23 protein-coding genes are annotated in these 21,027 nt (G+C 60.4%); 8 read left to right on the plus strand and 15 right to left on the minus strand.

All coding sequences use genetic code 11. The features are described from left to right. Window positions 1–135: 135 nt before the first annotated feature. Window positions 136–1,056 (minus strand): methylenetetrahydrofolate reductase [NAD(P)H], encoded by a 921-nt coding sequence (gene metF / locus KW403_RS01960; protein ID WP_223021103.1) that lies wholly within the window; start codon window positions 1,054–1,056, stop codon window positions 136–138. Further along, on the minus strand, window positions 1,056–2,075 hold the full coding sequence (locus tag KW403_RS01965) for an ArsR/SmtB family transcription factor (protein ID WP_223021104.1): 1,020 nt from the start codon (window positions 2,073–2,075) through the stop codon (window positions 1,056–1,058). Before KW403_RS01965 ends, metF begins: the two co-directional genes overlap by 1 nt. A gap of 125 nt (window positions 2,076–2,200) precedes the next feature. Between KW403_RS01965 and KW403_RS01970 the strand changes: the two genes are divergently transcribed. Further along, window positions 2,201–2,536: a DUF2293 domain-containing protein gene (locus KW403_RS01970; protein WP_223022402.1), complete on the plus strand. Its 336-nt coding sequence runs from the start codon at window positions 2,201–2,203 to the stop codon at window positions 2,534–2,536. Between the two features lie 14 nt (window positions 2,537–2,550). Here the strand turns inward: KW403_RS01970 and KW403_RS01975 are convergent, their stop codons facing one another. Then, entirely contained in the window at window positions 2,551–3,672 is a 1,122-nt protein-coding gene (locus KW403_RS01975; protein ID WP_223022403.1) for a beta-ketoacyl-ACP synthase III, read from the minus strand. A 240-nt stretch (window positions 3,673–3,912) separates the two neighbouring features. Continuing rightward, a complete protein-coding gene (ettA, locus tag KW403_RS01980) occupies window positions 3,913–5,562 on the minus strand; it encodes an energy-dependent translational throttle protein EttA (protein WP_223021105.1) in 1,650 nt (549 codons plus the stop codon). Window positions 5,563–5,662: 100 nt separating this feature from the next. Here ettA and KW403_RS01985 point away from each other — a divergent pair, with 100 nt between their 5' ends. The 3 genes from KW403_RS01985 (at window position 5,663) to KW403_RS01995 (ending at window position 9,501) form a co-directional block, all read left to right on the plus strand. After that, a complete protein-coding gene (locus KW403_RS01985; protein WP_223021106.1) occupies window positions 5,663–6,592 on the plus strand; it encodes an alpha/beta fold hydrolase in 930 nt (309 codons plus the stop codon). 90 nt (window positions 6,593–6,682) lie between these two features. After that, window positions 6,683–7,858, plus strand: coding sequence for a CaiB/BaiF CoA transferase family protein (locus KW403_RS01990; RefSeq protein ID WP_223021107.1), 1,176 nt, complete (start codon window positions 6,683–6,685; stop codon window positions 7,856–7,858). Then, window positions 7,855–9,501 (plus strand): thiamine pyrophosphate-binding protein, encoded by a 1,647-nt coding sequence (locus KW403_RS01995; protein ID WP_223021108.1) that lies wholly within the window; start codon window positions 7,855–7,857, stop codon window positions 9,499–9,501. Before KW403_RS01990 ends, KW403_RS01995 begins: the two co-directional genes overlap by 4 nt. 571 nt (window positions 9,502–10,072) lie before the next feature. On the opposite strand, the gene paaE is transcribed toward KW403_RS01995, so the two are convergent. Genes paaE through paaA form a run of 5 tightly spaced genes read right to left on the minus strand, consistent with a single transcriptional unit; the run spans window position 10,073 to window position 13,769 of the window. Continuing rightward, window positions 10,073–11,152, minus strand: a complete 1,080-nt coding sequence (paaE, locus tag KW403_RS02000) for a 1,2-phenylacetyl-CoA epoxidase subunit PaaE (RefSeq protein ID WP_223021109.1) — start codon at window positions 11,150–11,152, stop codon at window positions 10,073–10,075. Between the two features lie 22 nt (window positions 11,153–11,174). Next, window positions 11,175–11,693 (minus strand): 1,2-phenylacetyl-CoA epoxidase subunit PaaD, encoded by a 519-nt coding sequence (paaD, locus tag KW403_RS02005; protein ID WP_281425682.1) that lies wholly within the window; start codon window positions 11,691–11,693, stop codon window positions 11,175–11,177. 14 nt (window positions 11,694–11,707) lie between these two features. Further along, window positions 11,708–12,481 carry a 1,2-phenylacetyl-CoA epoxidase subunit PaaC gene (gene paaC / locus KW403_RS02010; RefSeq protein WP_223021110.1) on the minus strand — a complete coding sequence of 258 codons (774 nt, stop codon included), beginning with the start codon at window positions 12,479–12,481 and terminating at the stop codon, window positions 11,708–11,710. Continuing rightward, a complete protein-coding gene (gene paaB, locus KW403_RS02015; protein ID WP_007008364.1) occupies window positions 12,481–12,768 on the minus strand; it encodes a 1,2-phenylacetyl-CoA epoxidase subunit PaaB in 288 nt (95 codons plus the stop codon). Before paaB ends, paaC begins: the two co-directional genes overlap by 1 nt. A gap of 5 nt (window positions 12,769–12,773) precedes the next feature. Beyond that, on the minus strand, window positions 12,774–13,769 hold the full coding sequence (gene paaA / locus KW403_RS02020; RefSeq protein WP_223021111.1) for a 1,2-phenylacetyl-CoA epoxidase subunit PaaA: 996 nt from the start codon (window positions 13,767–13,769) through the stop codon (window positions 12,774–12,776). A gap of 118 nt (window positions 13,770–13,887) precedes the next feature. Here paaA and KW403_RS02025 point away from each other — a divergent pair, with 118 nt between their 5' ends. The 3 genes from KW403_RS02025 (at window position 13,888) to KW403_RS02035 (ending at window position 16,529) form a co-directional block, all read left to right on the plus strand. After that, entirely contained in the window at window positions 13,888–14,319 is a 432-nt protein-coding gene (locus tag KW403_RS02025; protein WP_223021112.1) for a PaaI family thioesterase, read from the plus strand. A 213-nt stretch (window positions 14,320–14,532) separates the two neighbouring features. Continuing rightward, complete coding sequence (locus KW403_RS02030) at window positions 14,533–15,321, plus strand: alpha/beta fold hydrolase (protein ID WP_223021113.1); 789 nt, start codon at window positions 14,533–14,535, stop codon at window positions 15,319–15,321. A gap of 20 nt (window positions 15,322–15,341) precedes the next feature. Further along, window positions 15,342–16,529, plus strand: a complete 1,188-nt coding sequence (locus KW403_RS02035) for a PAS domain-containing sensor histidine kinase (protein ID WP_223022405.1) — start codon at window positions 15,342–15,344, stop codon at window positions 16,527–16,529. 52 nt (window positions 16,530–16,581) lie between these two features. Here KW403_RS02035 and KW403_RS02040 read toward each other — a convergent pair whose 3' ends face one another. Then, window positions 16,582–17,064, minus strand: coding sequence for a CreA family protein (locus KW403_RS02040; protein ID WP_223021114.1), 483 nt, complete (start codon window positions 17,062–17,064; stop codon window positions 16,582–16,584). Between the two features lie 165 nt (window positions 17,065–17,229). Here KW403_RS02040 and KW403_RS02045 point away from each other — a divergent pair, with 165 nt between their 5' ends. Continuing rightward, a complete protein-coding gene (locus tag KW403_RS02045) occupies window positions 17,230–17,871 on the plus strand; it encodes a glutathione S-transferase family protein (protein ID WP_223021115.1) in 642 nt (213 codons plus the stop codon). Between the two features lie 96 nt (window positions 17,872–17,967). Here KW403_RS02045 and KW403_RS02050 read toward each other — a convergent pair whose 3' ends face one another. From KW403_RS02050 to KW403_RS02070, 5 genes are all read right to left on the minus strand, one after another. After that, window positions 17,968–18,240: a DUF2019 domain-containing protein gene (locus KW403_RS02050; protein ID WP_343224044.1), complete on the minus strand. Its 273-nt coding sequence runs from the start codon at window positions 18,238–18,240 to the stop codon at window positions 17,968–17,970. Between the two features lie 7 nt (window positions 18,241–18,247). Beyond that, window positions 18,248–18,751: a DUF2019 domain-containing protein gene (locus KW403_RS02055; RefSeq protein ID WP_223021117.1), complete on the minus strand. Its 504-nt coding sequence runs from the start codon at window positions 18,749–18,751 to the stop codon at window positions 18,248–18,250. A gap of 207 nt (window positions 18,752–18,958) precedes the next feature. Continuing rightward, entirely contained in the window at window positions 18,959–19,330 is a 372-nt protein-coding gene (locus KW403_RS02060; protein WP_223021118.1) for a DUF2019 domain-containing protein, read from the minus strand. Between the two features lie 119 nt (window positions 19,331–19,449). After that, window positions 19,450–20,061 (minus strand): hypothetical protein, encoded by a 612-nt coding sequence (locus tag KW403_RS02065; protein ID WP_223021119.1) that lies wholly within the window; start codon window positions 20,059–20,061, stop codon window positions 19,450–19,452. A 199-nt stretch (window positions 20,062–20,260) separates the two neighbouring features. After that, window positions 20,261–20,878, minus strand: coding sequence for a TetR family transcriptional regulator C-terminal domain-containing protein (locus KW403_RS02070; protein ID WP_223021120.1), 618 nt, complete (start codon window positions 20,876–20,878; stop codon window positions 20,261–20,263). Window positions 20,879–21,027 lie beyond the last annotated feature (149 nt).

Below are 21,027 nucleotides of genomic sequence, written 5' to 3' on the forward strand. Positions count from 1 at the left end.
CGGCATTCGTGTTCATCGGCGCCCTTGTGATGGGCGTATTGCCGTAAATCCATGATCGGAGCACCCACCACGAAGGCAGCGCTTCCGAATTTGTTGATATGATACGAAAAGGGCCGGTTCATCCGGCCCTTTATTTCATGCTGCAGCAGGTTGTTCCACAGTCGTGCCGGACCGCGGGCGAATGCCTATCATGTGGCAGACCGCGTAGACAAGATCGGCCCGGTTCATGGTGTAGAAGTGGAAATCGTCGATCCCGCGCTCCATGAGATCAAGCACCTGTTCCGCAGCGACCGCCGAGGCTACCAGAGCATGAATCTGCGGCTCGTCTTCAAGCCCCGCGAACCGCTCGGCAAGCCAGCCGGGAATGCTGGCGCCGCAGCGTCCGGCAAAATTCGCGACCTGGGTGAAATTGTGTATCGGCAGGACGCCAGGAACGATGGGCACGTAGATACCCGCACGGCGTGCACGCTCGACATAGCGCTCATAAAGATCGTTGTCGAAGAAAAATTGGGTTATGGCGCGCGTCGCGCCATTGTCGACCTTGCGTTTGAGCATGTCGATATCGGTGGCAAAATCGGGGCTTTCGGGATGTTTCTCGGGATAAGCCGAGACTGAGATGTCGAGATCGCCCTGACGCTTCATCGCCCCCACCAACTCAGCGCCGTTGGCATAGCCATCGGGATGCGGGCGGTATGCTGCTCCGACACCGGCGCTCGGATCGCCGCGCAGGGCCACAAAGCGCTTCACACCCATGTCAACAAACTCGCCCACCACCTGATCGACGTCTTCGCGCGATGCATCCACACAGGTCATGTGCGCGGCTGGCGTAAGTTGCGTTTCCTCAAGGATGCGCTTGACCGTGCGTGCCGTGCGCTCACGTGTGGAACCGCCGGCACCATAGGTGACCGAGACGAACGAGGGGGAAAGCGGCTCAAGCCGTTTCACCGTCTCCCACAGACGCGCCTCCATGGCATCCGTCTTCGGAGGGAAGAACTCGAACGATACGCGGAGCTTTCCGGATACATCGGGCTGGCGGGAAAAACGCTGTTGCGGCATCAAGCCGTCTCCTTTTGAGCAAATGACGGCACTCTGCCATCGGCAATCTGCATGCGCCGGTCGCGGGCAAGCCAGAGCTTGACCGTGAGACCTTTTCCAGCCTCACCCTGCGGCGCAAATTCAAGTGTTTCAGCAAGGTCCAGTTCGGCCTCGTCAAGCCATTCGGCGATCTGGCCATCGGCCAGCCCAAGGCGCATATGCGCATGTTCCTCACGAAGGAACTCATGCTCATGTGGCGCGAAATCCACGATCACCAGCCGCCCGCCCGGTCTTAACAGTCGGGCAGCTTCACGGATGGCAATGCCTGGCCGGTCGATATAGTGCAAGACTTGGTGAATGGTCACCAGGTCATGGGCGTCACGCTCGAGCTGCGGGGCGGAAATATCGCCAAGCCGAACCTGTGCATGGCCAATGCCCGCGCGGTCGAGATTGGAGCGGGCGACCGCAAGCATCTCACGCGAAAGGTCGATCCCGACGGCGCGCTGATAGAGTGGGGCAAAAAGCTCCAGCATGCGCCCCGTGCCGGTGCCGAGATCCACCATGGACTGGAACGGCCGCGCGCCGATGAGCTTCAACAGCTCTTCCTCGACCGCCTTGTCGGGCACGTGCAAAGAGCGAATCTGATCCCAGCTCGCCGCATTCTGGGCAAAATATTCTGCCGCACGCTCTTCGCGGCGATGTTTGATGGCAGCAAGCCGCTCCAGATCACGCTCAATGACGGCATCGGCACGATCCAGCCTGCCAATGACACCGTCGACAAACTCGCGCGCTGCCTCGGCATCGGACAGGCGGAAGTAGGCCCAGGAGCCTTCCTGATAGCGAAGGATGAGCTGGGCCTCGAGCAGAAGCTTGAGATGGCGGGAAACGCGCGGCTGCGACTGACCGAGAATTTCGGTCAGGTCGGTCACGGTCAGATCACCCTGCGACAAGAGCGCAAGGATACGCAGGCGGCTGGTTTCTGCCGCCGCTTTCAACGTGTCGACCATCTGGTCGAGTTGAATTGCCGGACGCATGAGCATGCGTTTCTCCCAATAGATATAAAGATATGTTTATATCGTTTCGACTTGCTTGGCAAGGCGGCACAGTACAGTGTGCAAAGAGTGCCAATTGCCCAGAACCCAAACAGAACAAGGTTTTTATGACGATGAAGCGGGCTTCCACCGGGCGACGCAAATCGGTCGACAAGGCGCTGACATTGCTGATTCCCTGGGCACCGATGGCCGATGCCGAGGCTATCCGCGACAAGGCCAATGACCGCAAGCTGCGCACATTGCCGCCGGCCATCGCAGTCTGGCTCGCCACCATCACCCATATCCGCCACGAGCATACCGACTATGACGCAATGCTGGACGATGGCTATGACCGGGACGCGGCACGCCACTTCATTGTCGATGACATCAACACGGTGTTGACGCGCTGGCGCGCCACACGTCTGCTCGATCCGGAAGAAGAGGACGGGCTGGAAGCCAGGCAGAGCTGAAGCGTAGCGAGCGCCTACATCATCCTGAGCAGCGCGCCGCCGATGGAATAACCCGCACCGAAAGCGCACAGCAGCCCATGTTCGCCGGGCTGCATGTCCCGATGGTTTTCTTCCAGTGCGACAATGGCACCGGCAGCAGCCGTGTTGCCCAACCGGTCGAGCACAGTGGGGGCGCGATCCTGTCCCACCTCGCCGCCGAAAGCGAGCTTCAGGATCATGGCATTCATGCGTGCATTGGCCTGATGCAACCAGAAACGGCGCATGGTCTGGGGCGTGTGACCATGCTCGGCCAGAAAATCGACGATGAATTTGTGCCCGGCAACGGTAACATCCTTGAAGACCTTGTTGCCGTTCTGCTTGATGAGATTGCCTTCCATGGCGAGATAGGAGGGATCATCCTGCGCAAGGCGGCTCATGAAGCCGAAATTCGTGCGGATATTGTTGGAGAACTGGGTCCAGCTGCGCGTGTCGACAATCTCGAAGTGGCCGGGACGTTCTTCGCGCGCGCCCAGCGCCTCGATCAGAACCGCCACGGAGGCATCTCCGAAAATGAAATGGGTCTGCCGGTCGCGGAAATTCAGATGCGCGGTGATGAGCTCGGGCGTGACCACGAGCACACGGCGATGCGCGCCGGAGCGCACGAGATTGGTTGCCACATGCAGACCGGCGAGCGCCGAGGAGCAACCAAGCCCCATGTCGAAACCCGCACCGCTGGTGCCGAGCGCCTTTTGAATTTCGATGGCGATGGCCGGATAGGGCCGCTGGTGATGGGCGGAGGCGCAGATGACGAGATCGACATCCCGCGCCTGGACACCGGCCTGATCAAGCGCCTTGCACGCCGCCGCCGCACCAAACTCGGCCATGACCGAAAGCTCATCGTCGGGCCGGGCCGGAATGATGGGAGCCATGCGGTTCGGATCCAGAATGCCGTCGCGCTCATAGACGTGGCGGCGCTTGATGCCGGAGGCATGCTCGATGAAATCCGCGTCGGACTTGGCCAAGGGTGACAGCCCCCTCGCCTCTCTCTTCGGGTTTTCCATGTCGACCCAGGCATTGAAGCTGTCGACCAGCTCTTCATTTGAGATGGATGCCTCGGGGATCTCGACACCAATACCGCCAACGCAGACCCGCGTCATGGCGTTGGAGTGGTGTGGTGCGAAATCTGAAGCCTCTGGCTCGACGGTGCGCAACATGGTCCGTGCCTGTGTTTGCCTTCTGGGGCGGATTTACGCTGAAACGCCATAGTGTCAAGGAAACACGACTGCGGACGTTCACGATCCGATACTGATTTAAACACTCAAACAGAGTGTAAATGTCAAAAAGATGAAGGGGCCGAAGCCCCTCCCACCATATTTTATCGACAAGGACCGGTCTGTCTACCGCGTCAGTCGCTTGTAGGTCACCCGCTTCGGATTGACACTGTCGGGACCGAGGCGGCGGATCTTGTCCTGCTCGTAGTCCTCGAAATTGCCCTCGAACCATTCCACATGGCTGTCGCCTTCGAAAGCGAGGATGTGGGTGGCCAGGCGGTCGAGGAACATGCGGTCATGCGAGATGATAACGGCGCAACCGGCGAAGTTTTCAAGCGCGTCTTCGAGTGCGGCCAGCGTCTCGGTGTCGAGGTCGTTGGTCGGTTCGTCGAGCAGGAGCACATTGCCCCCTTCCTTGAGCAGCTTGGCCATGTGAACACGGTTGCGCTGACCGCCGGATAGCGTGCCGACCTTCTGTTGCTGATCGCCGCCCTTGAAGTTGAAGGACGAGCAATAGGCACGGCTGTTCACCTCGTGGGTGCCCAGCTTGATGATATCGTTGCCGCCGGAGATCTCTTCCCAGACCGTCTTGTTGGGGTCGAGCGCATCGCGGCTCTGGTCGACATAGCCGAGCTTGACGGTGTCACCAATGCGTATCTCGCCGGCATCCGGCTTTTCCTGGCCGGTGATCATCCGGAAGAGTGTCGTCTTACCGGCGCCGTTGGCACCGATGACGCCGACAATGCCGCCGGGCGGCAGTTTGAACTCGAGATTGTCGATCAGAAGGCGGTCGCCATAGCCCTTGGTAAGCCCTTCTGCCTCGATCACCACATTGCCAAGCCGCTCGCCGGCGGGAATGATGATCTGCGCATCGCCGGGCCGCCGGTCGGCCGCCGACTGGACCAGCTCGTCATAGGCGCGAATACGGGCCTTCGACTTGGCCTGACGGGCCTTGGGGCTGGCCGCCATCCACTCGCGCTCGCGCGCCAGCGCCTTTTCGCGGGCGGCTTCCTCGCGGCCTTCCTGCTGCATGCGCTTGGCTTTGGCTTCCAGATAGGCGGTGTAGTTGCCTTCATAGGGAATGCCGCGACCGCGGTCGAGCTCGAGAATCCAGCCCGTGACATTGTCGAGGAAGTAGCGATCGTGGGTGATGATCAGCACGGCGCCTGGATATTCGCGCAGGTGCTTTTCAAGCCATGCGGTGGTCTCGGCATCCAGATGGTTGGTCGGCTCGTCGAGGAGAAGCAGGTCGGGCTGGCGCAGCAAGAGCTGACACAGCGCAACGCGGCGCTTTTCACCGCCGGAAAGATGGTCGATGGAAGCATCCCCCGGCGGGCAACGCAGCGCCTCCATGGCCATTTCCACCTGGCTTTCCAGATCCCAGAGGTTCTGGCTGTCGATCTGGTCCTGAAGCTGGGATGCCTCCTCCGCCGTCTCGTCGGAATAGTCCATCATCAGCTCGTTGTAGCGGTCGAGGATCGCCTTCTTGGCGGCAACGCCCTCCATCACATTGCCCATCACGTCGAGAGCCGGGTCAAGCTGGGGCTCCTGGGGAAGATACCCGCAGGTCGCGCCTTCGGCGAGCCACGCCTCGCCGGTGAACTCCTTGTCGAGGCCGGCCATGATCCTCAGAACGGTCGATTTACCCGCGCCATTGGGGCCGAGAATGCCGATTTTCGCATCCGGGTAGAAGGACAGGTGAACGTTCTCCAGAACCTTCTTGGAGCCATAGGCCTTGCTGAGGCCGGACATGTGGTAGATGAATTGGCGTGCCATGTGGCTCGTCGCGCTCCGTCTCACTCGAATTGGGGGAACCTGTTGCGCAGCGTATGTAGGCCAAACGGAGCGGCGGGGCAATCCGCCGTGAGGAGGGAAGATGGGCTTCGATGCTGAAACCCGCCTGGCATCGCCGACCGGGTCCGATCTGCATGTTTTGACACGCCGGGCGCGCGAAACCGTGCGCGCTGCAGTACAGATCAACCATGGGGTGGCAGAGCATGCGGCCCGCTATGCCCGTTTCGCAGATTTTCTGTCCGAAAGCGGTTTCCATGTGTATGCGCATGACCATCGCGGCCATGGCAAGACCAAGGCTCCCGGCGCACCACTCGGCCATATCGGGCCGAAGGCGACCGCCGGAACGTTGCTCAAGGATGTGGAGACGGTTCACAGATACATTGCCAAGGAGCATGCCGGTCTTCCGATCATCATTTTCGGCCACTCCATGGGGGGTATGATCGCGCTCAACTACGCGCTGCGCAACGGCCACCGCCTTGCGGGTGCGGCGATCTGGAATGCGCCGCTGGCGACAAGGGTGGAGGCGCTGGCCGGCAAGGCCGTGCTCGCGTGGGAACGTTTTCGCCTGGGCTCGGACGTTCCCTCGCGGCTTCTGCCGAAACTCACCTTCGCCAGCTGGGCGCGTGCCTTTCCCGACCGGCGCACCGATGCCGACTGGCTGTCTCGGGATGAGAGCGAAGTGGATAAATATATCGCTGACCCCCTCTCTGGCTGGGAAGCATCCATCGGCATCTGGACAGCACTCTTCGATTTCAGTCTGAAGGCAGCCGACAATGCGGCGCTGGAGGCCGCCCGCAAGACATTGCCCTTCATGCTCGTCGGTGGAAGCGAAGACCCCTCCACTAAAGGCGGGAAGATCGTCCGCAAGCTCGAAAGCCGACTGCGAGAAAACGGCTTTTTGAATCTTGAAACAAGGATCTACGACGGTTTCCGACACGAATCTCTCAACGAAATCGGCCGCGAGAGGGCGATGGAGGACTTTGTCCGCTGGGCCGGAAAACTCATCAATTAATGCCAAAATAATGCGGTCTGCGCATCTGGAAGCACGCCTTGCGGTTTGCTACCTCAAAACGGCAGGAGTTTTGGAGGGCTGCGGGCGATCATGAACAACCCACCCCTGAAGGGCATTCGCGTCATCGAACTGGCGCGCATTCTGGCCGGCCCATGGGCAGGTCAGGTTCTGGCCGATCTGGGCGCTGACGTCATCAAGGTCGAAAACCCCAATGGCGGCGACGACACCCGCAAATGGGGACCGCCCTTCGTGGAAGGTGCGGATGGCGAGAACCTCTCGGCTGCCTATTACCATTCGTGCAACCGCGGCAAGCGCTCCATCGCGCTCGACTTCTCGCAGCCGGAAGAGGCGGAGAAGCTGAAAAAGCTGATCGCCACTGCCGACGTTCTGATCGAGAACTTCAAGCTGGGTGGCCTCAAAAAATACGGGCTCGACTATGAAAGCCTGAAGGCCATCAACCCGCGCCTCGTCTATTGCTCTATCACAGGCTTTGGCCAGACCGGCCCTTATGCGCCGCGTGCGGGCTACGACTTCATCATTCAGGGCATGTCGGGCCTGATGTCCATCACCGGCGCACCGGGCGGCGAGCCGCAGAAGGTGGGCGTAGCGGTGAGCGACATCTTCACCGGGCTCTACTCGGTGATCGCCATTCAGGCGGCACTGCGCCATGCGGAGGCGACCGGCCAGGGCCAGCACATCGACATGGCGCTGCTCGACAGTCAGGTCGCCGTGCTTGCCAACCAGAACATGAACTACCTTATCTCCGGCAACAGCCCGGTGCAGATGGGCAATGCGCATATGAACATTGCGCCCTATGAGGTGCTGCCGGTTAAGGACGGGCACATCATCCTTGCCGTGGGCAATGACGGCCAGTTCCAGCGCTTCTGCAGGATCGTCGGGCTGGACGACCTGCAGGCAGACGAACGCTTTGCAACCAACCCGGCGCGCGTGGCCAACCGCGCAGCGCTGCGCGAACGCATCGTGGCCACGCTGGCGGGCTGGGAAAAGGGAGCGCTTTTGGGCGAGTGCGACGCAAACGCGGTGCCGGCAAGTCCGATCAACACGATCGAGGAGATGTTCGACGACCCGCAGGTGAAGGCGCGCGGCATGCAGCTTTCCCTCGATGACGGGCACGGCACGGTGCTGCCCTCGGTGCGCTCCCCTATCAACCTTTCACAAACACCGCTCGCCTTTGAGCGGCCAAGCCCAAGGCTTGGCGAACACACGGCAGAGATCCTGCGCGAAATCGGAGAAGACAGCGAATGAAGACCGGCGGCCAGCTTATCGTCGACAGCCTTGAAGCCAATGGCGTCGACCGCATCTTCAGCGTGCCGGGCGAAAGCTACCTGGCGGTGCTCGACGCGCTTCACGATTCCAAGATCCGCAACATTGTCTGCCGTCAGGAAGGCGGCGCGGCGATGATGGCCGACTGCCACGGGCGGCTGACCGGCCAGCCCGGCATTTGCTTCGTCACGCGCGGGCCCGGCGCAACCAACGCCTCGCCCGGCGTTCACATCGCCATGCAGGATTCCACACCGATGATCCTGTTCATCGGACAGGTGGCAAGCCACGCGCGTGAACGCGAGGCGTTTCAGGAAGTGGATTACCGCGCCTTTTTCGGCCCCATCGCCAAATGGGCGACCGAGATCGACAATGCGGCGCGGATTCCCGAAATCCTGACGCGCGCCTTCTCGGTCGCGACCTCCGGTCGCCCCGGCCCGGTGGTGATTTCGCTTCCCGAGGACATGCTGACCAGCGTGGTGGATGCGCCCGCACCACAGCCCTTCACGCCGGTTGAAACACGCCCGGGCGCAGCCGAGATGAAAGAGCTTGCCGCTCTCCTGAAAGATGCCAAGCGTCCCTTCGTCATTCTCGGAGGTTCGCGCTGGAACGAGAAGGCCGTGGCCGATTTCCAGAAGGCGGCGGAAGCGTGGGCCCTGCCCGTTGGCTGCTCGTTCCGCCGGCAAATGCTGTTCGATCATCTGCATCCCTCCTATGCGGGCGATGTGGGCATCGGCGCGAACCCGAAGCTTGCGGCGGCAATCAAGGAAGCCGACCTGGTGCTGCTCGTCGGTGGCCGGTTCAGCGAAATGCCGTCCTCCGACTACTCGCTCATCAAGAGCCCCTATCCCGAACAGAAGCTGGTGCATGTGCACACCGACGCCGGAGAACTGGGCCGCGTTTACCGCCCGACACTTGCGATCAACGCTTCGGCAACCGCTTTCGCGGAGGCATTTGCCGCACTTGCGCCGAGCGGCGCGCCATGGGCGGGAGAGACCGAGCGCCTGCATCAGGCCTATCTCGACTGGTCGACCCCGCCAAAGACCGGCCCCGGCGCGGTTCAGATGGGGCCGATCATGGAGTATCTGGAAAGCGTTCTGCCGGACGATGCGATCTTCACCAATGGCGCGGGCAACTACGCCACCTGGGTGCATCGCTTTCACCGATTCCGCCGTTTCGCCACGCAAGGCGCGCCGACCTCCGGTTCCATGGGCTACGGCACACCGGCGGCGGTGGCCGCGAAGGCGCTCTTTCCCGAACGCCCGGTGCTGGCCTTTGCCGGTGACGGCTGCTTCATGATGAACGGGCAGGAATTCGCCACTGCCGTGCAGGAGAACCTGCCGATCATCGTGGTGGTGGTGAACAACGGCATTTACGGCACGATCCGCATGCATCAGGAGCGCGAATATCCCGGCCGCGTTTCCGGCACCTCGATCAACAATCCCGATTTCGCAGCGCTCGCCCGCGCCTATGGCGGGCATGGCGAAACGGTGGGGAAGACCGAGGACTTTGCCGCAGCCTTCGAGCGCGCGCAGGCAAGCGGGAAACCGGCACTGATAGAGATCAAGCTCGACCCGGAAGCCATCACGCCCGCCAAGACGTTGACGGATATTCGCGAAAAGCGCTGAGCATCGTTGGCCAACGGCCATGGCAGCGCGTGCCTTCTCCCCCGCCCTTCGCCTTTCGGCAAGCTCAAGATGCTCAGGATGAGGGAGAAGGCAGATTGACCGTGCTATCTTTGATCAGGCGAGATTACGTTTGAAAGCCCACTGATAGGTTGGGTTCCGACTTGCTAAGTCCTCCCCTCCAACACAGCCCTCATCCTGAGCTTGTCGAAGGGCGGGGGCGGCATGGCGCGTGCAGCGTAAAATCAATAAGAGCAGGCGCTTACCCCTCATCCCCCCGCCGGGACCTTCTCCCCGCTTGCGGGGAGAAGGAGTGCGTCATTGACGGCTCTCAGAAATGATACCCGCTGATCAGGCGGAATTTTGCGCTATTCGGGAAGCGAGCCGGGAGCTTGAACCGCCTATCCGAGGCGGTCGCAACGACACCACACGCACCAACCCAGCCCTCATCCTGAGCCGGTCGAAGGGCGGGGGCGGCATGGAGGGTGCAGCGTGAAATCGATAAGAGCAGGCGCTTGCCCCTCATCCCCCTGCCGGGACCTTCTCCCCGCTTGCGGGGAGAAGGAACACGTCATCAGGCCGCGTCGAAATCGAGAACCAGTTTCTTCTCCGTGGGGCGGGTCTGGCAGGCGAGCGTGAATCCGGCTTCCACTTCCCAGGGTTCCAGCGAAAAGTTCACGGCCATCTCCGATTGTCCCTCCACCACGCGGCAGCGGCAGGTGCAGCACATGCCGCCGGCGCAGGAGTAAGGCAACTCGATGCCGGCTTTGTGGGCCGCCTCAAGCACAGTGCCATCCGCATCCTGCATGGAAAAGCTGCGGCGCACGCCATCGACCACGACTTCGACCGCAACACCTTCCTGAACCGCCTCGCGTGCAGCCTTTGACGCCTTGCGGGGCGCCGGCGCTTCACCGGAAGGCGTGAAGCGCTCGAAGCGGATACGGTCGCGCTCGACGCCCATGGCCTCAAGTGCGCCGGAGACAGCATCGATCATCTCGCCGGGGCCGCACAGGAAAACGCCGTCCATGGCGGCGGGCTCGATGAGGCCGCCATCGGCGAGTTCGCCCACGCGCGAAGCGTCGATGCGGCCGTTCAGAATGTCCACATCCTGCGTTTCGCGCGACAGGAGATGGATCAGCGTGAAGCGGCCCATATAGCGGTCCTTGAGGTCGTTCAGTTCCTCAAGAAACATGATCGTCTCGGTGGAGCGGTTGCCATAGACCAGCGTGATCGTGCTGTCGAGCTCATGGGCGAGAACCGTGCGGGCGATGGAGAGCATCGGCGTGATGCCAGAGCCGGCGGCAAACAGAAGGTAATCGTGGCGCTCGCCCTTGAGCGCGGTAAAACGGCCCTGCGGCGGCATCACGCGGATCGTGTCGCCGACCGAAAGCACATCGTTGACGAAGGTGGAGAAGCGGCCATCGGCCACTTTCTTCACGCCGACGCGCAGATAGGGATCGCCGGGTGCGGAGCAAATGGAATAGGAGCGGCGGGCTTCCTTGCCATCAATGTCGGTGGCGAGCGTCAGATACTGGCCGGGCGTGAAGGCAAACGCCTCCGCCTGATCCGCCGGGATTTCGAAGGCGATCGCCACGGCATCAGGGGTCTGGCGTTCGATGGAAGCCACTTTCAGATCGTGAAAACGCGGAACCATAGTCACCTCGGTCTGGGGTCTGTCAGATACATTTGAAATAGTCGAAAGGCTCGTGGCAGGTCTGGCAGCGGTAGAGTGCCTTGCAGGCCGTGGAGCCGAATTCGGAAATGCGCGCGGTCTCAAGCGAGCCGCAGCGTGGGCACGCCACTTGCGTCTCGCCAAACAGGGCGCGAATGGAGTTGGAGGCTTTCACGGGTGGCGCGATGCCATAGACGCGCAGCTTTTCGCGCCCCTCCTCCGTAATCCAGTCCGTCGTCCAGGCGGGCGAAATGACACGCTCCACGCGCGGTTCGAAACCGGCGTCACGCAGCGCCGTTTCCAACGCAAGTTCAATGGCGAGCACCGCCGGGCACCCCGTATAGGTGGGTGTGACGCGGGCGACGGCGACATCGCCATCCATCTCGACACCGCGCAGGATGCCGAGATCGGCAATGGTGACGGCGGGGATTTCCGGATCGACCACGGCGGCGGCGGCGCGATAGGCGCGCACTTCCTTCTCCCCGCCTGCGGGGACAGACTGACCTGAAGAAAAGGCCGTCACCACCCTTTCGCCGATCACCAACTCATCCCAGGATAGGTGCGCTGCATATATTGCAGCTCCGCAAGAAGGAAGCCCAGCGCCTCGCCATGGCGGCCCTGACGGCCGCCCGTCTGGCCATAGGGCGTTTTCACCCATTCAAGGCCAGCCTCGGCAAAAACCGGGCCTATGATGGCGTCGAAAGCAGGCCGCAGGGTGGACGGATCGGGCGCGATGCCGGCCTCGGCCACAGCCCGCGAAACCCCGTCGCTCTCAAACAGCTCGTCCACATAGGGCGCCAGCGCCTCGACCGCCGCCTTCATGCGGCGCGTGCTTTCCTCTGTGCCATCGCCAAGGCGCACCACCCATTCGCCGGCATGGCGAATGTGATAGGCGACTTCCTTCTCGGCCTTGGCGGCAATGCCGGCGAGATGCTCGTCGGTTGAGGTCATCATGGCCTGCCAGAGCGGCTGCATGAAGGCAGCGAAATAGAACTGGCGCAGCATCGTGTGCGCGAAATCGCCGTTCTGGCGCTCGGCCATAAGACAATTCACATACTCACGCTCGCGGCGCACATAGGCCAGCTGGTCCTCGTCGCGACCCTTGCCCTCGACCTCGCCGGCATAATGGTAGAGCGACCGCGCCTGACCGATGAGATCGAGCGCCATGTTTGGCATGGCGAGATCTTCTTCCAGCATGGGCGCGTGACCGCACCATTCCGAAAGCCGGTGGCCAAAAATGAGATGATCATCGGCAAGCCGCAGCAGAAACGCCGTCAGCATCTCGCTGGAAACGGGAGAAGCGGCGGCCATCACATATGCCCCACATCTTCGGGAATATCGTAGAAGGTCGGGTGACGGTAGACCTTGGAAAGAGACGGCTCGAAATTCTCATCCTTGTTTTCCGGGTCCGACGCGGTGATCGCGGAGGACGGCACAACCCAGATGGAGGTGCCCTCGCCCCGGCGCGTGTAGACATCACGCGCGGCCTGAAGCGCCATCACCTCGTCGGCGGCGTGAACCGAACCGCAATGCTTGTGGGCCAGCCCGTTGCGCGGGCGGATGAAAACTTCCCAAAGAGGGATCAGGTTCTTGGTCATGTGGCTCACTCCGCCGCCATTTTCGCCGCCTCGTGGCGGGCTTTCCGTTTTTCCGCATGGGCAAGGGCCGCCTCGCGCACCCATGCGCCATCGTCCCAGGCTTTCCGCCGGGCCTCAATGCGTTCGCGGTTCATGGGGCCATGCCCCTTCACCACGCGCCAGAACTCGTCCCAGTCGATGGGGCCGAAATCGTAAGAGCCCTTCTCCTCGTTCCATTTCAGATCGGGATCGGGAAAGGTCAGGCCGATGAACTCGCCCTGCGGCACCGTTGCATCAACGAATTTCTGTCTGAGCTCGTCATTGGTGAAGCGCTTGATCTTCCACTTCATCGACTGGTCGCTGTGCTGGCTGTCGCTGTCGGGGGGGCCAAACATCATGAGCGAGGGCCACCACCAGCGGTTCAGCGCATCCTGCGCCATCTCCTTCTGCTCGGGCGTGCCACGCGCAAGCGTCATCATGATCTCGTAGCCCTGGCGCTGATGGAAGCTCTCTTCCTTGCACACCCGGATCATGGCGCGGGCATAGGGACCATAGGAACAGCGGCAGAGCGGGATCTGGTTCATGATGGCAGCGCCATCCACCAGCCAACCAATCGCGCCGATATCGGCCCAGGTCTGGGTCGGGTAGTTGAAGATGGATGAATATTTTGCCTTACCGCTGAGGAGTTCCTCCGTCATTTCCTCCCGCGAAACGCCCAGCGTCTCAGCGGCGGAATAGAGATAGAGCCCGTGGCCGCCCTCATCCTGCACCTTGGCAAGCAGGGCCGCCTTGCGGCGCAGCGACGGCGCGCGTGTGATCCAGTTGCCCTCCGGCAGCATGCCGACAATCTCGGAATGCGCGTGCTGGCCGATCTGACGGACCAGCGTCTTGCGATAGCCCTCCGGCATCGGGTCGTTGGGCTCGATTTTCTCTTCGGCATCGACCCGCGCCTGAAAGGCGGCGAGAAAGGCCTCGTCTTCGGTGGTATCGGTTTTCGCACCGATAAGCCCTTGGCTATACATCGCTCGTCCTCCATGCTCACGCGCGGCTCAGGGCGGGGCGTCAATCCGCTTCAAATGTGTAACAAAAAATGCTTATGATGGCAATATTTCGTAACGCATTTCTGGGGATCGGAGTAAAATGAACACGCAATTTGAGGCCGAACAGGCGCTTGGCGCAGCAAGGGAAACGCTACAATCGGTCTTCGCGCCGTGGATCCAGGCGCTGGCAATCGAAGCGCTATCGGCAGACGAAACGGGTGTCGATTTCCACCTTCCGGAAAATGCCGATCTGGTTCATGTGGGCGGGGTGATCTGCGGACAGGCAACGGCTTCCGCCGCCGACACCTGCGCCGTGGCAGCGCTTTCCGCCGCCAATGGCCGCTTTCGAACCTGCACCACGGTGGACATGACCACGCATTTCATCCGGCCCTTGAAGCCCGGTGCGGTTCTGATGCGCGTCGAGATCCTGTCGAATGGTCGGCGCATGGCCTATGTGCGGGTAGAGATGCGCGCTGAAGGCGACGCTCGCCTGGCCTTCACGGCGACCGGAGCCTATGCCTATCTGGAATAGAATAGGGCATTCAATCGGTTGAAACCGGACATGAATCGCGAGGCCAGTCGGTCTTCCGCAACGGAAACACAAAATTCCATAACCGGCTTTCTCGACCGATGAATTTCGCTTAGCATGAATCAAAGGAGGCACCCCACCACCGACAGCAGGCGATTTCTCCTGTGGCTGGCTATCGGCGGCAGGTCCATCCCGGTAAAAATGGATCCGTTCTGAATGTCGATCATCACGCGCAACAACATAAAAGTCAGCGGCGAAGGCCAGACGCCGATGATCTTTGCCCATGGCTTCGGGTGTGATCAGAACATGTGGCGTTTCATTGCTCCGGAATTCGAGCGCGACCACAAGGTGATTTTGTTCGACCACGTAGGGGCGGGTCGCTCCGATCTTGCAGCATATGATCAAGCGAAATATGCCACGCTCGACGGCTATGCGGATGACATCGTCGAGATCTGCGAAGCCCTGAATGTTGAACACGGAGTTTTTGTCGGCCATTCGGTAAGCGCGATGATCGGAGCGCTGGCTTCAATCAAATCGCCCGGGCATTTCGAAAAACTCGTCTTGGTCTGCCCTTCCCCATGCTACCTCAATGACGGGGCGTATCAGGGCGGGTTTTCGCAGCAGCAACTGGAAGAATTGTTGGAGTTTCTCGACGAGAACCACATGGGCTGGTCGGCACAGATGGCTCCAATAATCATGGGGAACACCGAACGCCCTGAACTTTCCGAGGAGCTTGAAAACAGCTTCTGCCGCACCGACCCGGATATTGCCCGAAAGTTTGCACGCGCGACATTTCTATCAGACAATCGCGCAGATCTTGCTTCCGTACCCTCACCGTGTCTTGTGCTGCAATGCAAAGAGGATGTGATCGCCGGTCAGCAGGTCGGAAAGTATGTGGAAGAGCACATTCCTGAAGCGCGACTGACCCTGCTTGATGCCTATGGACATTGTCCAAATCTCAGCGCACCCGATCAGGTGATCAAGGCCATGAGAGATTTTCTGTGAACGTGGTCTATCAGGACACGATGAATGATGCAGAAGAGCTGTTTGAAAACGCGCCTTGCGCTTATGTTTCATTGCACCCCAGCGGCCGCATTCTGCGTGCCAATGAGACTCTCGTCGACTGGCTCGGCTTCTCCAAGGAGGAGCTCGCAGGCAAAGCGTTTCACGACATTCTGAGTGCACCCGGACGTATTTTCTATGAAACGCATTTCGCGCCCCTGCTGCGCATGCAGGGGTTTTTCGACGAGGTGGCGCTCGATCTTTCCGATGCGTCGGGCACGACACTGCCAGTACTCGCCAACGCACGGGAGGTGCGAGACGCAACTGGCGCTCCGAACTCAGTTCGCGTCGCCCTCTTTCGGGCCCGTCAACGCCGACAATATGAGCGGGAGCTTCTGGAAGCGCGCCGCGCTGCGGAGAAGGCACAACAAGAGCTATCCACTCTGAACGCCTCCCTGGAAGAACGCGTGGAAAAGGGCGTGCAGCGACGCATCAAGCTGGAACAGGGCCTCTGGTATGAAAAGCAGACGGCCAAGCTGCGCGAGCAGTTTGTCGCCGTTCTCGGCCATGACCTGCGCAACCCGTTGGCCTCCATACGCAGCGGCGCAGAAATCCTGACCCGCGACCCGGACCCGGAAAAGCGGGAAAAAGTGGTCGATCTCATGCGCTCCAGCATCGCGCGCATGAGCAATTTGATCGACGACATGCTTGACCTCGCCGCTAGCCGGCTTGGCAAGGGCATGTCGGTCGAGACGAAGGCGGTCGACCTTGGCCCAGTCATTCAGCAGGTTGTCGATGAGGTCGTTGCCGGTCGCGATGCGGCGCAGGTCGAAACACAGATCGATCTTCCGGATCCGATCGAGTGTGACGAGGGGCGCATCGGCCAGCTCGTTTCCAATCTCGTGGGCAATGCCATCGATCACGGCACCGAGGGTGAAGCCGTCCGCGTTGTCTCCGCGTGCCGCAACGGCGTTCTCACGATCCGCGTCACCAATGCCGGTGGGCCGATTCCTCCGGACGTGCGGGTCAGGCTCTTCCAGCCCTTTTCCCGCGCCGAAGTGCGCGCGCATCAGAAAGGGCTGGGCCTTGGGCTGTTCATCGCTTCCGAAATCGCCCGCGCCCACAAGGGCAAGCTGGAGGTGGAAAGCGACGAGAAGGAAACGACGTTCCTGTTTTCAATGCCTCAAGCGGCGCCGCAAACAGTCCCTTGAATAGCCCCTCAGGCGACCAAACCGAGCTGACGGGAGAATGCGCGCCTGCGACTTACTCTTCCTTCACCCATCGCGCCTTGGTGCCGTAAAGCGGCACGGTGGAGATCGCCATTTTGGCCGAACCATCCTGCACCTGACGGGCGTGGGAGAGATAAATCAGCGTGTCGTTCTTCTCGTCGTAAATGCGCTTGACGACGACCGACTTCCAGATCAGCGACTGGCGCTGTTTGAACACCTCCTCGCCATCCTCGCCAAGATCGATGTCACCAATGACGATAGGCCCCGTCTGACGGCAGGAAATGGAGGAGTTGGAGGGGTCTTCGAACCAGTTCCCCTTCTGCAGCCGGTCGATCATACCGCGATCGAAATAGGTGACGTGGCAAGTGACACCCTCCACTTCGGGATCGCTCACGGCCTCTATCACAATGTCGTTTCCGAGCCAGTCCACGCCCACCTCACCCACCTGCTCGGCAGAGGCCGGGCTCGCGGCAAGTGCGGCCATCAGAAACGAAGCGGCAATCAAGGAAGGGCGCATGGACTGATCCTTTCGTTACGACGATGCGTTCTGCGCATATGGGGCAATTTGCGCGATATTGAAGCCCTGTCGCTGAAAACCGGGTCTGAAGAGTAAGCAACATGTCGGATCACGGCATTGCTTCTCGTCCTTGGGACATGAGGGCAGTGACAAGGGAGAAACAGGATGCGTCCGCTTCTGACTGTTTTTGAGAAATCACCCGATGGGGGACAAGGTCATGCCCGCGACATGCGTGTGCGCTGGGCGCTTGAGGAGGTCGGGCAGGATTATGATATCCGCACCGTTTCGTTCCAGGAAATGAAGGAGCCCAGTCATCGCAGGCTCCAGCCGTTCGGCCAGATTCCCACCCTTGAAACGGGCACGGTGAGCCTGTTTGAAACGGGCGCCATCCTTCTTCACATTGCCAGCGAACATGCCGGTCTTCTGCCGGAAGACGATCGGGCGCGCGCGAAGGCACTCTCCTGGTTCTTTGCCGCTCTGAACACCATAGAGCCACCCATCGTCGAACGGGAGGCTGCAGGCTATACAGTACGGGACCGCCCCTGGTTCGGTGAACTCCTTGTCCTCCTCGACGAAAAGGTCGATCTCCGGCTCAGGGATCTTTCGGATGCGCTTGCAGGCCGGGACTGGCTTTGCGGCCATTTCAGCCTGGCCGACATCATGATGGTGACCGTGCTGCGCCGGCTGGAGGGCAGTTCACTCATTGAGAAACACGCCAGTCTCTGCGCCTATATGGAGCGCGGCAAAAGCCGTCCCGCCTATCAGCGCGCATTCGACGCGCAGCATGCGCTCTATCGCGCGCGATGAGTTTGCGGGTTCTGCCGGCTGATGAAATGGCACTGCATCACTGCCCGCACTGGTTGCTGAAACTCATTCCGGAACGAAGATCCCTTCATCCAGCGCTTAGAGGCACATCCCGGCATCGCCAGCTTGTGGATTATGCTTCGATTCCGCGATCCACTCCAGGAGCGCCCGCGCCTCCTGCGGCGCGACGGCGAGGGTCGCCTTGGCGGAATTCAGACGCACCTGCATGTTTCGATGTTCATAGAGTTTGATGAACAGCCGCCGCCGATCCCCTGGCCGCCCACGCAGTTCTTCTTCGATTCCCATCAACTCATCGAAAAGTCTGTTGTAGCGGGCAATTTCATTTCCCAGCAGCGCATGGTCCTGTTCCACACCAATTTCAGCGGCACGCGCGATGAGACTGTCGTCTGACTGGTTTGCAAGACGAGCGGCTTTGGACTTCCGTTTCAGCACCCCAAACCTTCTCAGTGCATATCGCCCCATCAGTTCGCGTTCCTCCCGGCGGCTTTCTACCTTCGCCAAACCGTGGTCCATACATCAGAAATGAAAGTACATCCTTGGCATATACTTCCTGCGGAAGCGCCCTGCCATCAACGATGGATTGAACAATCTGAATGGCCTTATCGGGATAAAGAGGGTGGGCATGTTTGGCGGCATTCAGCCGCACTTGAGGATTGTCGTGATCAAACAGTTCGATCAGCGCATGACGCTGATCACCGGGGCACGCTTCCAGTTCTTCAACCAGCTTTTTGATTTTCATATAAGCCCGGTTGTAAGGCCCGCTCTCAAGATATAGCAGCGCCTCATCCTGCGTCAGGCTCAGTTCGATGAAGCGTTGCAGCATCTCGTCGACGGGAGCGTTATTCTTGCGTCTCGTCATCATTTGAAAGTTCCAAGCCGTTGCAACGCAAAAGGCCGGCCTCTACCCACCCGCGCCCTGAAGCCCTCGAAGAAGTTGCTGAAACAAGAATCCTCCCAAATCATTGGATTTGGCAGCAGACCTACCCAAGCGTCCAACCCATCCAGCATGTTCAATGAACGGGCTTGGGTTTCGGCATGATGTCGAGATGTCATCTTCGCAACAACTCCATCATTCCGGCTCAAGAGGTCCATTGATAAAGTAGTCAAGCACGGTTCTAGCATCCGCTTCCTGTGGATGTCTTTTGGCATCAATGATGGATTGAACGACCTTAATGGCCGGATCTGGGAAAAGGGGATGGGCATATGTGGCAGCGTTCAAACGCACTTGCGGGTTTGGATGGTCGAAAAGATCGACCAGAACATGCCGCTGATCACCGGGGCGTGCTTCCAGTTCTTCCGCCAAACCTTTAATCTTAAGATAAGCGCGATTGTAGGGCCGTGTTTCGAGATATAGCACAGCCTCATGCTGCGTCAGGCTGAGGTCGATCAACCGCCGGGTAATCTGATCGACGGAGAGCTCACTTCTCTTCTTCACCGTCATCTCAAAACTCCATGTTTCCTCAATGCCAACAGTCCTATCTCTACCCGCCTGCGCCAAGTGGCATTACGGAGAGCCTCTCGAGGAGAGAGGCCACCGAACTTGCCATTTCTTTTGGCGTACTAGGCCGTGATCTCCCAATGCTTGTACCGCGGTACCAGGACCTTGTTCTGCGGGCTCTCGATCACCTCCCGCGAAAATCCGTCACGATGTGCCGGCGTTTTCTCAACTATATGGTGTATATCATAGCCCGGTCTCGGAGAAGTCGCACGTTCCTTAAGTTCCTCCAATGAGCGCGGCTCGTCAGAGTAGGATCGGATCGTGTGCCCGGCTTCGCTCGCCAGCCAGCCGACCCGCGCGAGAAAGCGAACCTGCTGCCAAAGCGGAAGCGTCCGCAGATACCGGGCCGCAGCACGACCGATCCGATTTCGCTCACGCGCCCGCGCAGGCCTCCTGTCGGGGATCTTCGGTTCGTCCGGGTCGCCGCTGACGGCCACAATTCTCGCACGGCCATCGTCCCGTGCAGGTCCGCCCCAGTCGCCACCCGACCCGGTCCACCGCCCGCCGTAGCGGTAACCACGCGGAACACGCGGCTGAGCGGGATTGAAGTTCGCCCGCGCCTCCAGCAAGACCTGCAAATGCCAAGCCCGCATCAAAAACGCGCCTTCGGCATAGGCCGCGCGCAGCGCCGCATAATCCCTGGCAAGTCCTCGCTCGTCGCCGTCGCTGACCATCTGCCCCCGCCTCATTCAACGGGGTTATGATCGGGCTACTGCGGGCAACGAGGCGCGTTCCCAAGACAATTCAGATGCTTGGTCAGATGCTTGGGAAAAGAAAAAAGATCAGGATTGCGGGTATGAGCGCGGGTTTATCCCCGGACGGGGCCGGCCTTATCGCATCCTCATGACGAACCGTCTCGATGAGCGCCGTTTCTCAGGCCAGAAACAACCCCTCCAGAAACCGCGCGGCATCCTCGAAACGGCCCTCGCCACCGCGGTTTTCGCCCAGCACCGCACGCACCTGCACGTCGAAATCGGCATAGTGCTGGGTGGTCGCCCAGATGGCGAAGATGAAGTGGTAGGGATCGCTTTTTTTAAGGCGTCCCGCGCGCATCCAGGTGGCGATAATCGCGGTTTTCTCGTCCACCAGTTCCTTCAATTCGCCTTCCAACAGCGGCAGGATACGCGGTGCGCCCTGCAGAATCTCATTGGCAAACAGCCGGCTCTCGCGCGGGAAATCACGCGACATCTCGATCTTGCGGCGAATATAGGAGCGGATTTCGGTGTGCGGATCACCCGCCGCATCCATCTCGCGCAGGGGGGCGAGCCAGGTCTCCATGAGACGGTGAATCAAAGTCGCAAAGATCTCCTCCTTGTTCTTGAAATAATAGAGGAGATTGGGCTTCGACATGCCCGCCGCATCGGCAATCTGGTCGATGGTCGAGCCGCGAAACCCATGCTGGGAAAAAACCTCGAGCGCGGCCTCGCCGATCAGTTCACGCTTTTCACGCTGAATGCGGGTGCGTTTGGGGCGATGAGCAGGCTTGTCCATCAGGTGAGCCCCCCTCCAAAACACGCGTGGCGGACACAGGCCGCGCGGCCCGCCTGGTCCAGCCGATTAGTCCACCGTGGAATGCGCCGGCTCAAGAAGATTTCCCCTACTATACTCTTGACCGCCCACATGGCGGTGTTAACGTTTGT

Source organism: Nitratireductor kimnyeongensis (assembly GCF_019891395.1).
Taxonomy (GTDB): domain Bacteria; phylum Pseudomonadota; class Alphaproteobacteria; order Rhizobiales; family Rhizobiaceae; genus Nitratireductor; species Nitratireductor kimnyeongensis.

Bases quoted from the DNA above. Each gene is read 5' to 3' on its own strand.
- metF (WP_223021103.1), bottom strand. From the start codon at position 1,056: ATGCCGCAACAGCGTTTTTCCCGCCAGCCCGATGTATCCGGAAAGCTC.
- KW403_RS01965 (WP_223021104.1), bottom strand. From the start codon at position 2,075: ATGCTCATGCGTCCGGCAATTCAACTCGACCAGATGGTCGACACGTTG.
- KW403_RS01970 (WP_223022402.1), top strand. From the start codon at position 2,201: ATGAAGCGGGCTTCCACCGGGCGACGCAAATCGGTCGACAAGGCGCTG.
- KW403_RS01975 (WP_223022403.1), bottom strand. From the start codon at position 3,672: ATGACGCGGGTCTGCGTTGGCGGTATTGGTGTCGAGATCCCCGAGGCA.
- ettA (WP_223021105.1), bottom strand. From the start codon at position 5,562: ATGGCACGCCAATTCATCTACCACATGTCCGGCCTCAGCAAGGCCTAT.
- KW403_RS01985 (WP_223021106.1), top strand. From the start codon at position 5,663: ATGGGCTTCGATGCTGAAACCCGCCTGGCATCGCCGACCGGGTCCGAT.
- KW403_RS01990 (WP_223021107.1), top strand. From the start codon at position 6,683: ATGAACAACCCACCCCTGAAGGGCATTCGCGTCATCGAACTGGCGCGC.
- KW403_RS01995 (WP_223021108.1), top strand. From the start codon at position 7,855: ATGAAGACCGGCGGCCAGCTTATCGTCGACAGCCTTGAAGCCAATGGC.
- paaE (WP_223021109.1), bottom strand. From the start codon at position 11,152: ATGGTTCCGCGTTTTCACGATCTGAAAGTGGCTTCCATCGAACGCCAG.
- paaC (WP_223021110.1), bottom strand. From the start codon at position 12,481: ATGGCCGCCGCTTCTCCCGTTTCCAGCGAGATGCTGACGGCGTTTCTG.
- paaB (WP_007008364.1), bottom strand. From the start codon at position 12,768: ATGACCAAGAACCTGATCCCTCTTTGGGAAGTTTTCATCCGCCCGCGC.
- paaA (WP_223021111.1), bottom strand. From the start codon at position 13,769: ATGTATAGCCAAGGGCTTATCGGTGCGAAAACCGATACCACCGAAGAC.
- KW403_RS02025 (WP_223021112.1), top strand. From the start codon at position 13,888: ATGAACACGCAATTTGAGGCCGAACAGGCGCTTGGCGCAGCAAGGGAA.
- KW403_RS02030 (WP_223021113.1), top strand. From the start codon at position 14,533: ATGTCGATCATCACGCGCAACAACATAAAAGTCAGCGGCGAAGGCCAG.
- KW403_RS02035 (WP_223022405.1), top strand. From the start codon at position 15,342: ATGAATGATGCAGAAGAGCTGTTTGAAAACGCGCCTTGCGCTTATGTT.
- KW403_RS02040 (WP_223021114.1), bottom strand. From the start codon at position 17,064: ATGCGCCCTTCCTTGATTGCCGCTTCGTTTCTGATGGCCGCACTTGCC.
- KW403_RS02045 (WP_223021115.1), top strand. From the start codon at position 17,230: ATGCGTCCGCTTCTGACTGTTTTTGAGAAATCACCCGATGGGGGACAA.
- KW403_RS02055 (WP_223021117.1), bottom strand. From the start codon at position 18,751: ATGATGACGAGACGCAAGAATAACGCTCCCGTCGACGAGATGCTGCAA.
- KW403_RS02060 (WP_223021118.1), bottom strand. From the start codon at position 19,330: ATGACGGTGAAGAAGAGAAGTGAGCTCTCCGTCGATCAGATTACCCGG.
- KW403_RS02065 (WP_223021119.1), bottom strand. From the start codon at position 20,061: ATGGTCAGCGACGGCGACGAGCGAGGACTTGCCAGGGATTATGCGGCG.
- KW403_RS02070 (WP_223021120.1), bottom strand. From the start codon at position 20,878: ATGGACAAGCCTGCTCATCGCCCCAAACGCACCCGCATTCAGCGTGAA.